Origin of the sequence: Acinetobacter sp. NIPH1876, assembly GCF_022808535.1 — a bacterium.
Taxonomy (GTDB): domain Bacteria; phylum Pseudomonadota; class Gammaproteobacteria; order Pseudomonadales; family Moraxellaceae; genus Acinetobacter; species Acinetobacter higginsii.
In genome coordinates, this window is record NZ_JALGBR010000022.1 from 37,337 (window position 1) to 50,924 (window position 13,588).

The following is a 13,588-nucleotide window of genomic DNA, read 5'->3' on the forward strand; positions in this document are numbered from 1 at the left end:
AAAATTATTTTGACGAAAAAAAAAGCTCAACAATAAACATTAAAAAGGAAATAGAAACAATCAAGCCAAAGCTAAATAACAAAGAAAATCCAACCAAAAAGTAGTAATCACTCATTTTCTCAAAAATATAATTCACAAAATACAAAAACAGAAAAACATAGCCAATATTTGAATTCCACAAGCACATGACCAGTAAAAAAAACAAATTATAATTCAGATATTTTTTACTTACTTTAACTTCACTTCCTTTATTTATCTTCCGATAATCGGATACTGTAATTTTTTTATATACCACATTTACACCTTGGCTATATAATATAAAAGTTAAAATAACGCCTTTGCTCATAAAATAATTAGCATTTAATACACAAAAGTTATCATTTTTTCAAAAAACAGTTTACCAACGTCTTTAGCAAAATAATATTTATTATATAAATTCAATTAGATACAAAAACAACTATTGAGAAAAGTCTTCAACAAAGCCCATCAAAGTAGCTAACTTTTTGAAAATAAAATTTATAAAAAAACTTAAATAAATATAAAATACAAATATTTAAAGTGTTAAAGGCAGTTAAATTAAAAATAGAATAGGTTTATTTTTTGTAATTATAATGCAAAAGCAAAGTTAATTTATATTTATGATTTTCGTCGGCTCAATACTTCATCTAGAGCAAACATGTACATGTCAAATAAATGATACAATCACATGATTTTACTTAAAAATATATTTATTAAAACTTAACTATATATCTTAAATATTATTATTTAACTTATTTTCCCACTCAGTTATTCATATTTTTTGTTCAATCTACACGACTCAAATACAAAACATAAAATACACAAACGCATGGACAGAAAAAACATAAAAGCCCTGTGAAAATCTAGATCTTGAAAACCAATGAATAAATAAAATACTGATTAATATATATTTATTTAAATAAAACCAATCAACATTGCCGTACACAAGCAAAACAATATGTGATTTAAATCACATATTAAAATAAAAAAGATAATTAACATACGCTTTAAACACTTTATGCAAAATTTTCACACTCTCTTTCCAGCCAGCCTGTTATTTTTTTTTATGTCTAATATTTCACATGCACATCCATCTGATTTTTTAAGAGAAAAAGCAGTTTCGCAAATTAAGAATGGACAACCTATACAAGGGTTAACAGCACTTGAATCTTTATTGCGGCAGTACCCAGATCAACAGTACATCCTAGCTGACTACTTATTATCTGCCTCACGCATTCAAGCTCTGCCACAAGTGACCCTAACTGATTTAACCCAACGTATTCAGCCAAGGCACTTCCCAGAATATGCTCAACTCGCAACAGTTAAACTTTTACGGGATCAAAAGCAATTTGCTGCAGCATTGGCACTATTAGATAAATTTGAACCTTATCAAATACATAACAGCATGCAGGTCACAATTCTTAAAGCGGCGCTATTTGCAGAAAATAAACAACCGACTGAAGCAGCACAGCAATTAAAGAATCTTGATACAACGCAAATGAATGCTGAACAGTTGGTCTTAGCCGCTTATGTTTATCGGTTATTGCAACAATACACTTATGCATTACAAGCCATTCAGTTGGCCTATACCCAACAACCGAATAATGAAGCCATTCAACATGAGTATTTGAATATTTTGGTGGCACTGGGGAGCTATGAAATGACAGCTGCTTTTTCTGCAAAGCACCACCTATCTGATAAAAACCAGAATTTTATTTGGCAGAATAAAATCGGAGGCTTTTCACAGCATGTGAATGAAGCGATTAAACAACAGAAATATTTATCCTCCCGTGCGGAAAGTGACCGTAAAAGCTTTGCCCAACTCGATCAAGTCTTGAAGCAGTCAGAACAAATCGCGCAACAGATTCCAGCTGATCAAGCCATGTTTAATCGCTTCTATTATGACTATCTCTACGCCTTAAGTTATCGAGGCAAAACACAACAGCTTTTGAGCCTATTAAATCAAGTCACCGTACCACCAGTTGAACAAATGCCTGCCTATACACGGCATGCGATTGCAAATACATACCTTGCAAATCAACAACCTGCCGAAGCCGAGAGAATCTACCGCAGCTTGCTCACGGAGAAAAACTATCCCGATATCAGCCTGTATACATCACTTTATTATGCATTAATCGAACAAGAAAAATATAAAGATGCAAATACCTTGATTCACGTCATTGATGACCTGATTCCCACATATGAATACAGTGAAGCGAAAGGTGTCGACAAAAGTGTACATGCAGATCGAAATGAATATTTGTCTTTGCTGGCTTTAAATATGGCTTATCGCAACCGCCTGGATTTATCAGAACAATATCTAAATAACACCGTAGCCAAAGCTCCGAATAATGCGCAATTTTTAAATGACCTGGCCAAAATCCAACGTTGGCGCGAAAAACCTCGTCAAGCTCAACAAACGATTGAGCGTTTAAATGGTTTACAACCTCAATCAAAATACACACGCATTAATGTCATGCAAAACACTCAAGCACTTGGCGATATCCAAGCTTGGCAGCAACAAACTCAAGCACTTATTGAAGACTACCCAAACGATAGCAGCGTCATAAAAAGTCGTAAAGAATTGAATGATCGTAATCACGCCAGTATGAGCCATGAAAGCCGCTTTTCACGTAGCCGCTCTGAGCAAAACCAATTACTCCAATCACTCAAAGGAACGGGTGATCGTGAATCCAACACCACCTTATATTCACCTTGGCTCACAGACAATTATCGCCTCTTGGTTGAGCATCAAGATATTTGGGGAAAATACGCCGATGGTGATTTACAAGAACAACGCTTTGGTTTAGGCCTGCAATGGCAAGACAAAGGTAAAAATTTGGTGCTGCTTGCCTCTCAAAATACTGAGGGTCAGCGTCAAGGCCTAAGAGCAGATTGGTCACACCAACTCAATGATTATTGGCAGTACGCATTATCCATCAACACCCAAGCCAATATTCCGTTACAAGCCATTGAACAAGACGAAAATGGCCAGTCTTACGGCGCAGCAATTCGATGGCAACAACATGAATCCCGGCAAGTCGATGCAGGATATAGCTATACCAAGATCAGTGACGGCAACACACGCCAAGACTTTTTTGCAAACTACCAGCAACGTATTTTCCAAGCTGCTCATCACACCACACAAGCAGGCTTTTCTGCATTTCTAGGAAAAAATCGTTTAGATAATGTTGCTTATTTTAGCCCTAAACAAAGTTATAGCCTTGCGATTAACATGAGTCATGACTGGTTAACTTGGCGAAGTTATGAACGTCATTTTAATCAAAATATTTCTATTGATGCAGGACTGTTCCAGCAGCAGGATTACGCTGCCAAACCGATTTTTGATGTGCAATATCGACATGAATGGCAATTGTCACGGATCTGGGCATTGCATTATGGCGTTGGTTGGAAACTACATCCCTATGATGGCATCAATGAAAAACAAAGTTATGCCCTATTCGGTTTTGGAGGGCGATTCTAATGAATTTTTTGAATATTTTTAAAATACTCTCCGCTTGTGCAGTTCTGCTTCCAGTTCATCTTGTTGCAGCGGAACCTGCTAAATTCGACGCTCATCATTTTGTCAGTTTGACCTTTCATGATGTGCGTGATGATGTTTTGAAGAATGGCGACCGAGATGTCTATGCAATTAATACCCAAAACTTAGTGCAGTTTTTTGAATGGCTGAAACGTTCTGAATGGACTCCAATTACCCTCAAACAAATTATGGCATCTCGGGAACATGGTGTTCCATTACCGAAAAATGCAGTTTTAATTAGTTTTGATGATGGTGCCCTAAGCGGATACAGCCATGTTTATCCTTTAGTAAAACAATATCAAATCCCTGTGGTCTTTGCTTTGGTGACCAGTTGGACCGAAGGCAATACTCAAGCAGCTTATGAAGCCTATGGTCAAAATAATTTGATGAGTTGGAAACAACTCCAAGATATCCAAAAATCAGGTTTAGTTGAGTTTGCCAGCCATAGCCATGATTTGCATAAAGGCCTATTGGCCAATATGCAGAAAAATGAAAAGCCTGCCGCCTTGACTCGACAATACGATCCGATTCAAAAACGCTATGAAACTGAGTCAGAATATAGCCAACGGATCTACACTGATCTGGTGAAATCCAAGCAGGTGTTACAGCAAAAATTAGGAATAGATCCGCTTGCAATCATTTGGCCCTATGGTGCGGTCAATCAACAAGTCACTAAAATTGCCAATCAAGCAGGTTTTCCTCTGTCTTTTAGTTTAGGGACGGAAAAGTTAAATGACAGCAATGACGCAACCTTTCAACGCGGTATTATCTCAAATAACCCAACAGCTGAAAATCTACGTGAACAACTCACTGGTTTTATGGAATACGCTCAACTACAAGATTATGAACCTATTCGAGCTGTACAATTTGACCTAGCTCAATTCTCACAAGACAATACACAGTTTAATCAGCAGTTAGGCAGTTTATTAAATAATTTAAGTGCCTTAAAAACCAATACTTTAATCGTTAATGCATTCACTGATCAAAAGAATGCTGCATATGCTCAGAGCTACTTTCCAACAACTCATCTAAAACTGGCTCAAGATATATTAAGCCGCACCCAATGGCAGACACGAACACGGGTTTTTCATCGAGTTTATACCCAGATGCCGATTGCCCCAGACCCAGAACAAGCGCATTTAGTTATCGATTTAAGCAAAGATCTGATTCGAAATAATCCCAATCTGGATGGCATTATTTTAAAAACAGACCAGCAACTGGCTTGTCGTTATAGCTCTGTTGTGAATACAGCTTGTCTGGAAAAAGAGGCTCAAATCGTAGAATTAACACAACAACTAAAAGTGGCTGTCGCACCTTATCTCAATCAAAGTAATACCTTCCAGTTAATCTTACAGCTCTCTCTGACTGATTTAGCAGATCAGGGACTAAAGCAAATTGTTAACACCTATCTACCCTTCGTATCTTTATTGAATATTGAAATTGATAGTCTAGACAATATCAATAGCTATCAAAAATTTATACAACAAGTGGGTCATTTAACTGCTTCACAAAAAGCCAGACTGATGGTGACTTTAGTGAATCACAATCCATCTTCGCCAAAGCAACTACAACGCTTGCAGCAACACTATTTAAATTTACAAAGACATGGAATTCAAAAATTGGTTTTAAGCAATTACCGTTTTGATAATGCAAAAGCGGTACATGAACAACTATTTACACCACTCAGTTTAAATGACAGTCCAATGAGTTATCGCAATCCATTTATCCAGCAGCACGTAAATGGAGAACAACCATGACCTTAATGGAAATTCTTTTCCTATTTGCCTTTATCTATCCCTTAGTCATGGCATGGACATGGATGGTTGGTGGTTTATGGTTCTACTTTAAACGCGAATATAAGCAAAACCAATTACCCGAGATTTCAGAACAAGGATGCAGCATTATCATTCCTTGTTTTAATGAACAAGCTCAAGTTCGAGAAACCATACGGTTTGCACTACAAACACAATATCCAAAATTTGAAGTTATTGCCGTCAATGATGGCAGTTCAGACGATACCGCAAAAATTTTAGATGAGTTGGCGCTTGAACATCCAGATTTACGGGTTGTGCATCTGGCAGAAAATCAAGGCAAAGCTTTTGCCTTACGTTCAGGCATGATGGTCAGCCAATATGAATACTTGATTTGTATTGATGGAGATGCCTTGCTGCATCCCCATGCTGCGATTTGGATGATGCATCAACTCACAGCTTTTAATCAGGTCGGCGCCGTGACTGGTAATCCTCGGATTTTAAATCGCTCCAGTATTTTAGGAAAACTACAGGTCGGTGAGTTTTCATCCATTATTGGTTTAATTAAACGTGCCCAACGGACTTATGGACGTATTTTTACAGTCTCAGGTGTGATTGCAGGCTTTAGAAAAACGGCACTCATGCAAGTAGGATTATGGTCAGAAGATAAGATCACTGAAGACATTGATATCTCATGGAAACTTCAGCTCGCTGAATGGGATATTCACTATGTTCCCAATGCGCTGTGCTACATCTATATGCCTGAAACATTTAAGGGGCTGTGGAAACAAAGATTGCGCTGGGCTCAAGGTGGTGTCGAAGTCATTAAAACCTATTTTCCCAAACTCTTTAAGATTTCAGCACTCAAAATGTGGCCTGTCGCGCTTGAAGCGATCATCAGCATGGTCTGGGCCTATGTCATTTTGCTGATCATTGTCCTGTTTTTCCTTGGGTTGTTTGTTCCGCTATCCGCAGAATGGCACATCAAATCATTATTTCCACAGTGGTACGGCGTAATTCTAGCCATTACCTGTCTGATTCAATTTTTTGTGAGCTTGTTCATTGACAAACGATATGACGGAAACCGTTTCCTTAGAAATTACTTTTGGGTGATTTGGTATCCCCTGTTTTTTTGGATGCTCGGTGCAGCAACAACTGTGTTTGCTGTTCCCAAAGCTTTATTTACACGTAACAAAAGAGCGAGATGGGTCAGCCCAGATCGTGGTTTTAAAGGTGAGGCCGAATGAACAAATCACATTTAAATATCATTGAGGATGTTTCACAGCTAGATATTCCTGAATATATCGACCAACATCGGTATGTAAAAAACAAAGGCGCGCATTATTTGCTGCAAGGGATCGGTTGGGCACTCTGGACACTGCTATTTTTACCGTTATTGGCGATATTTTTATGGCTATACCAAGGTAAACTGATCAAAAACTATATTTTTGCAGAACAGATGAGCGTACAGATCCACAATTTCTTTTGGCTCGCCTTGATGGTGATGATCTGTTGTGCCTCTTTGTTGTTATGGGCGAGCTATAACTGGTTGCGATACCGAAACACGGAAAAAACGACAGTGGTTAACGTGAGCCATTCCATTCTTGCTGAGGGATTTTTGATTCCAAAGGATGAACTATCCAAAATTCAACGCTCAAAAAACATTGTACTGCACTATAACCAGGAAGGTATTTTAGCTGACTATGAACTGAGATAAATATTCACGAACGAAAATGAAAAGAGGCAATCAATTGCCTCTTTTCATCGCTTCAATTTCAAGCATACCGACTGGTGTCGAGTATCATTCGATCATGCCAATAATCGATTCTACCTGATAACTGTTTCCCTGTTCTGCCACGATTTGAATGACCCCACTTCGATGTGCAAGCACAGGCACTTCCATTTTCATGGCTTCCATAATTGCGACAACCTGACCTTCGGTCACCTGCTCACCCTGTGTAACTTTCCATGCACTCATCACACCATTAATCGGTGCCAGTAAATGCTCTGCACTCACTTCAAGCTCGGCAGTTTGTGCTTGGATTGCGGTTGCTGGGCCTTGTGCAAACATGCCCGCAGGTAGACCTAAACGGTGTAACTTGCCATCAATTTCAATATAGCTCAGCAACATGGGTTGTTGATGGTTTGGAATACCACGTTTAGTTGGCTTTAAATCTTGTTTAAAGTCATTTTCGATCCAACGCGTGTGTACATTAAATTCATCGGTAAAGTCAGGTTCATTGAGTACAGCACGGTGGAAGTCTAAAACCGAAGCTACACCTTCAATTCTAAATTGCTTTAACGCACGTTTAGCACGGGCAATTGCCACTTCACGGGTTGGGCCCGTCACAATCAGTTTTGCCATCAGTGAGTCAAAATGACTGGAGACCAATGACCCAGTTCGGACCCCTGTATCGACGCGTACACCATGACCAAACGGCGCTTCAAATAAGCTCAGCACACCAAATGCAGGAATGAACCCACGTGCTGGGTCTTCGGCATTGATACGAAACTCAATCGCATGGCCTTGTGCTTTTGGAGTTTCTTGAATCGACAAGGTATGCCCTTGTGCGACACGGATTTGTTCTACCACCAAATCAAATTTTGCTGTTTCTTCAGTAACAGGATGCTCGACTTGCAAACGGGTGTTTACTTCTAAGAATGAAAGCTTGCCGTCACGACTCAGTAAGTATTCAACTGTTCCTGCACCCACATAGTTTGCAGCCTGACAAATGTTTTTTGCCGAGCTTAAAATTTGCTGATAAATCTCATCGCTAATAAATGGCGCTGGCGCTTCTTCGACTAACTTTTGGTTACGACGTTGCAACGAGCAATCACGCGTTCCAAGTACCACAATATTGCCATGTTGGTCAGCTATCACCTGTGCTTCGACATGGCGCGGTTGATCTAGATATTGCTCAACAAAACATTCACCACGACCAAAGGCAGCTTTTGCTTCCCTTACTGCCGACTCATAAAGCTCTTGAACTTCTTCGAGTTTCCATGCCACTTTTAAGCCACGGCCACCACCACCAAATGCCGCTTTGATGGCAATTGGTAAACCAAACTGTTTAGCAAAATCCAAAGCTTCTTCTGCATTATTGAGTGGGTCTTGGGTCCCCTGCACCAACGGTGCGCCCACTGAAGCCGCAATTTTACGCGCTTCGATTTTATCGCCTAATTTTTCAATGGCACTCGGTGATGGCCCGACCCATTTTAAACCTGCCTCAATCACGGCTTGGGCAAACTCAGCACGTTCAGATAAAAAACCATAACCGGGATGCACCATGGTTGCCTTGGATTTCTTTGCAATCTCGATAATGGCAGCAATATTTAAATAGGTTTCACTGGCGTTAGCACCAGCCAAACCCCATGCTTCATCTGCAAGTTCCACATGCATATTGCCAATGTCGTCATCAGCATATAACGCGACCGATGCAATTCCCATATCACGGCAAGCATGGATAATACGAACGGCAATTTCACCACGATTGGCAATCAGTAATTTTTCATTTTTCATCTTTCATTCTCAAAATCTGTAAATTCGGCAATTTTTTTAAATTTGATGTGACAACCTGCTGGAATCTGTGCCACCAAGTCCCAATGGTGTTTAGCAACAGAGCCAATAACAGGATATCCGCCCGTTAAAGGATGATCATTCATAAACAAAACAGGTTGGCCACTCGGTGGAATCTGCAAAGCACCAATACATGTGCCTTCACTTTCCAGTTCATGTGTAATTTTGCGAGTTAGAGACTGCTCACCTGACAATCTGAGCCCAACTCGGTTGCTTTCGTTCGTTACCAACCATTCTTGCTGACAGAGCAGTTCAATACTATCTTGTTCAAACCAGTCAGTACGCGGCCCCATCACAATATCTAGCTCAACCACTTCGCCAGCTTTGGGCAAATCGCTTTTGCCTACTTCATTGACACTAATGTTGGCTGCCTTTATCTGTCCTTGGTAAATGGTATCTCCGAGCTTTAACGGCTCTGGCCCTAATACCGCTAAACTGTCAAATGAAGCACTATTCAGTACAGGCTGAACATCGATACCACCACGAACTGCCAGATAGTTTCGTAAGCCTGCTGTCGGTGGCTGAATTTGAAACTCATCGCCTGCGTCCAGATCAATCGGTTGATCGCTTGCAAAATCTGCGCTTTGACCATCGGCAAATTTCACACGAATATTTGAAATAGCACCTGCAATTGCAATAACACCCGCAGACTGCATTTTGGCTTTTAAGCCACCATTTAAAACTTCAATAACGGGTGTATCGGTTGGATTCCCCACAATACGGTTAGCACTGTGCATGGCAGATAAATCCATTGCACCTGCCATTCCAACACCAATCTTGGTCTGATTTAAGCGCCCTTCATCTTGAATCAGCATCTGTAAACTTGGTGCAGTGATCGTAAACAGCGGTATCGATTGTTGAGGTTCAACTGTATGGGTGATTTGCTGTGGTACAGTCACTGTGGTTGGACGATGCGTGACATCTTCAAAATGTACGGTCATACCTGGTAACAGCAAAGCAGGGTTTTTACGCTCTAAATCCCACATTTTTTCCGATGTGCTCCCAATCAACTGCCAGCCACCTGGGCTGTCTTTGGGGTAAATACCAGAGTATTTTCCAGCCAAACCCAAAGAGCCTGAGGGTATTTTTTTACGCGGAACCGTTAAGCGTGGGATATCGGTAAATGGTTGATCGGGACTGCTCATATAGGCAAAGCCCGGCGCAAAACCAATAAAAGCCACATTCCAGATGCTTTGCTGATGCGTTCTAATCACATCCGAGATCGATAACCCTTGCAACTCTGCCACCTGAGCAAGGTCTTCGCCATCGTAGCGAATCGGCACAATCACTTCTTGGTTGTTACGCTCAAATCCAACATCAATTTTGAGGTTCTGAATTGAAGCAACCAGCGTTTTAAAATTAGTTTCGATCTCATTAAAGAAAACCAAAATTGTTTTTGCAGCAGGGACTAAGTCTTTAATTCCATTCAATGGCGTATGTTGCAATTTATTGTACAACGCCAATGTTTCTTCGAGGCTCGCAAGCTCAATCAGAAAACAATCGGCGTTTACCGATAAAAAACGCATTTGCTTATCCTTTTTAAAGGTTCTTTAGCCCAATTAGCCCATCCAAGCACGGTCAGGGATGTCGGTAATCAACATATGACCTGGTGCATGACTAATCGCAAAAGGAATTTTCGAGTTCATAACAGCGGCTTGCGGTGTTACCCCACATGCCCAAAACACAGGAATCTCACCTGCTTCGATACGAGAGGCATCGCCAAAGTCAGGCTGATTTACATCTAAAATTCCTAAGCTTTCAGGATGCCCAATATGTACAGGTGCGCCATGCACGCTTGGCATACGTGATGTAATTTTTACCGCTTCACTAATTTGATGCGATGGAATTGGTCGCATGGAAACCACCATATTGCCTGAAATACGCCCTGCTGGTTGGCATGGAATATTACTGAGATACATCGGCACATTGGTGTTGTCATGAATATGACGAACTTCAATCCCCGCTTCTTGCAAAGCGGTTTCAAACGAAAAACTGCAACCAATCAGGAAAGTCACCAAATCAGGATGGGCATTATAAATCTCGCTGGCATCAGTCACTTCTTCAACCATTTCACCCTCTTTCCAAATGCGATAGCGCGGGAAATCAGTTCGAATGTCTGAGTCTGCTGCAAGCTGAGTTGCATAGATACCTTCTTCGAGCACATCAAGTACTGGGCAGCTTTGCGGGTTACGATGCGCATAGAGTAAAAAGTCATAGGCCCACGCTTTTGGCACTGAAATCATATTCACCTGTGTCATGCCCGCGGCCATCCCTGCTGTCGGTTTATCGAAACCTGCACGGACTTTTAAACGCGCATCTAAAGCGGCTTCAAGCTGAACTGGATCGACTTTAATATCCTTATACATGGTGCTCATCCTTATGCTTTGTTTACAAATGGGCGAATTTCAATCTTGTTTTTCACAAGCTCAGCTTTAATGGCTGCCGACATTTCTAGTGCACCGTCGGTGTCACCATGTAGGCAAATCGTGTCGGCTTGAATTGGGGTAAAGACACCGTCAATTGACTCGACCCCACCATTTTTAAGCATTGAAACTACACGACTGGCAACAAATGCCGAGTCATGTAAAACCGCCCCTTCTAGACGACGAGATACCAATGAGCCATCGCTGTTATATGCACGATCTGCAAATGCTTCAGACACCACGTTTAAACCAGCAGCACGTGCCTGCTCGACCAAGTTCGACCCCGCCAAAGCCACTAAAACCAGTTCAGGATTGTACATTTTAATCGCATCAATCACTGCGGCTGCCTGAGCTTGGTCATGGGCAATGGTGTTGTAGAGTGCACCATGCGGTTTTACATATTGCACTTTTGAGCCTGCCACTTTTGCCAAACCATCCAGTGCAGAAATTTGATACAGCACATCGGCAATCAGTTCGTCACGTGACACATCCATATTACGGCGGCCAAAACCAACCAGATCGGGATAAGACACATGCGCCCCAATCTTGACGCCCAATTCAACGGCTTTACCAACCGTTTTTAAAATCCCCAAAGGATCGCCTGCATGAAAACCACATGCGATATTAGCACTGGTCACCACAGGTAAAATCTGGTCATCATTGCCCATTTTCCATGAGCCAAAGCTTTCGCCCAAATCACTGTTTAAATCTACAAACATGGCATCATTCCTTTTTCGCTGTACGATTATCTGGCTTAAAGTTTGGTCAAATAGTTAAACACGGTCGTAAATGACATATAGCCCATCCACCACGTCAATACACAGGTGAGTGCACCTAAAACAATTAACCATTTTGGATAATTATAATTGCCCATCAAGTCTCTACGGCAAGCTGCAACATACACAAAAATTGTAAGGCCAATCGGCAACACTAAACCATTAAAACCACCGACAAAAATGAGTAGACCTGCTGGCGTTGCCCCCAATACCACATAGAGTAATAAGGCTAAGGCAATAAAAGTGATGGTGGTATAGTTGCTTTGTTTTGGGGTTAAATTCTTTTTAAATGCACTAAAGAATGAAACCGAGGTATAGGCTGCACCAATGGTGCTACTAATACCCGCTGCCCAAAAGATCAGGCCAAATAATTTATAACCAAATGTGCCCGCAGCATACTGGAATGCTTGTGCCGCTGGATTGGCATTATGACTAGCGAGATCTATGCTTGCACCGCTCACCACCACACCCAAGAAGGCTAAAAATAAGACATAGCGCATGATCCCAACCACGACAATGCCCTTGGTCGCAGCTTTTGCTACTTCATCAATATTTTCAGGGCCAACTGCACCTTTATCGAGTAGACGATGCGCGCCTGCATAGCAGATATAGCCCCCCACCGTGCCACCAACAATGGTGGTAATAATGGCAAAGTCAATCTGATCTGGCGCAAAGGTTTGCTGTACCGCTTGTCCAACAGGCGGCATCACAATCACAGCCACAATGATGATCAGGATGATTTTCAACAATCCCAATACGATCATGCTTTTATCCATCGCAAGCGTGGCTTTTCTGGAAGCGAAAATCAAAATCGCCAATGCACCACTGAGGATACCGCCCCATTTGATATCCAGACCAAACAATGCATTCAAACCTAATGCAGCACCTGCAATATTTCCGATACTAAAGAAGAAACCGCCTAGAATCACCAGAAATGCAAGTAAATAGCCACTGCCTGGTAAGGCCTTATTGGCAATATCGGATGCACGCATTTGCGTCAGTGTCACTACACGCCAAATATTCTGCTGTACCACATAATCAATCAAAATTGAAACTAAAATGGCAAAACCAAATGCAGCCCCTAGTTTCACTGTAAATACAGCAGTTTGGGTTAAAAACCCGGGTCCCATGGCAGAGGTTGCCATCATAAAGATCGAGGCGACAATGGCCCATTGGCGATCTGATAGCAAAGAAGATTTCAGTAAAGACATATTGATGCGTTCCTCATCCATTTGAGCTCAATAACGCGATTTTTGACTTGATCCAAGAGCATCATTTTGTTTATAAACGATCTTCTTTAACCCTTTTTAAATCACAAAGATTCCCTGTTCTCCCACTCAGCGATGGGTAATCAAATCTTCTCGTTCAAATAAAAACATATGCAAGCCAACTGAACAATACGACTTTTTAGATATAAAATTAGGGGCTTAGGAAGTTAAGCATATTAAAAAGTATGGTAACTTCCTTATATGAAAGCAAAAAATAGATACTATTCCCGTTCA

General features: G+C 41.0%; 9 protein-coding genes. 4 read left to right on the forward strand and 5 right to left on the reverse strand.

The window, feature by feature from the left end; all coding sequences use genetic code 11:
- Window positions 1–1,036: 1,036 nt before the first annotated feature.
- From pgaA to pgaD, 4 genes are read left to right on the forward strand one after another with little or no spacing between them, the layout of a single operon-like run.
- Entirely contained in the window at window positions 1,037–3,502 is a 2,466-nt protein-coding gene (gene pgaA, locus MN869_RS18795) for a poly-beta-1,6 N-acetyl-D-glucosamine export porin PgaA (RefSeq protein WP_005202550.1), read from the forward strand.
- Window positions 3,502–5,316: a poly-beta-1,6-N-acetyl-D-glucosamine N-deacetylase PgaB gene (gene pgaB, locus MN869_RS18800; protein ID WP_005202549.1), complete on the forward strand. Its 1,815-nt coding sequence runs from the start codon at window positions 3,502–3,504 to the stop codon at window positions 5,314–5,316. Before pgaA ends, pgaB begins: the two co-directional genes overlap by 1 nt.
- A complete protein-coding gene (gene pgaC, locus MN869_RS18805) occupies window positions 5,313–6,557 on the forward strand; it encodes a poly-beta-1,6-N-acetyl-D-glucosamine synthase (RefSeq protein ID WP_005314404.1) in 1,245 nt (414 codons plus the stop codon). The genes pgaB and pgaC overlap by 4 nt, the downstream gene beginning before the upstream one ends.
- Window positions 6,554–7,027 carry a poly-beta-1,6-N-acetyl-D-glucosamine biosynthesis protein PgaD gene (pgaD, locus tag MN869_RS18810; protein ID WP_005202546.1) on the forward strand — a complete coding sequence of 158 codons (474 nt, stop codon included), beginning with the start codon at window positions 6,554–6,556 and terminating at the stop codon, window positions 7,025–7,027. Before pgaC ends, pgaD begins: the two co-directional genes overlap by 4 nt.
- Window positions 7,028–7,111: 84 nt before the next feature.
- Here pgaD and MN869_RS18815 read toward each other — a convergent pair whose 3' ends face one another.
- The 5 genes from MN869_RS18815 to MN869_RS18835 are packed head-to-tail and all read right to left on the reverse strand — an operon-like array spanning window position 7,112 to window position 13,318.
- Complete coding sequence (locus tag MN869_RS18815) at window positions 7,112–8,830, reverse strand: biotin carboxylase N-terminal domain-containing protein (protein ID WP_005202544.1); 1,719 nt, start codon at window positions 8,828–8,830, stop codon at window positions 7,112–7,114.
- Window positions 8,827–10,413, reverse strand: coding sequence for an urea amidolyase family protein (locus MN869_RS18820; RefSeq protein WP_005202541.1), 1,587 nt, complete (start codon window positions 10,411–10,413; stop codon window positions 8,827–8,829). The genes MN869_RS18815 and MN869_RS18820 overlap by 4 nt, the downstream gene beginning before the upstream one ends.
- A gap of 33 nt (window positions 10,414–10,446) precedes the next feature.
- A complete protein-coding gene (locus tag MN869_RS18825) occupies window positions 10,447–11,262 on the reverse strand; it encodes a putative hydro-lyase (RefSeq protein ID WP_085942817.1) in 816 nt (271 codons plus the stop codon).
- Window positions 11,263–11,264: 2 nt separating this feature from the next.
- Complete coding sequence (locus MN869_RS18830) at window positions 11,265–12,029, reverse strand: 5-oxoprolinase subunit PxpA (protein ID WP_005202537.1); 765 nt, start codon at window positions 12,027–12,029, stop codon at window positions 11,265–11,267.
- Window positions 12,030–12,064: 35 nt separating this feature from the next.
- The gene (locus tag MN869_RS18835) at window positions 12,065–13,318 is read right to left on the reverse strand and encodes an NRAMP family divalent metal transporter (RefSeq protein ID WP_005202535.1); all 1,254 of its coding nucleotides are present in this window, start codon (window positions 13,316–13,318) and stop codon (window positions 12,065–12,067) included.
- Window positions 13,319–13,588 lie beyond the last annotated feature (270 nt).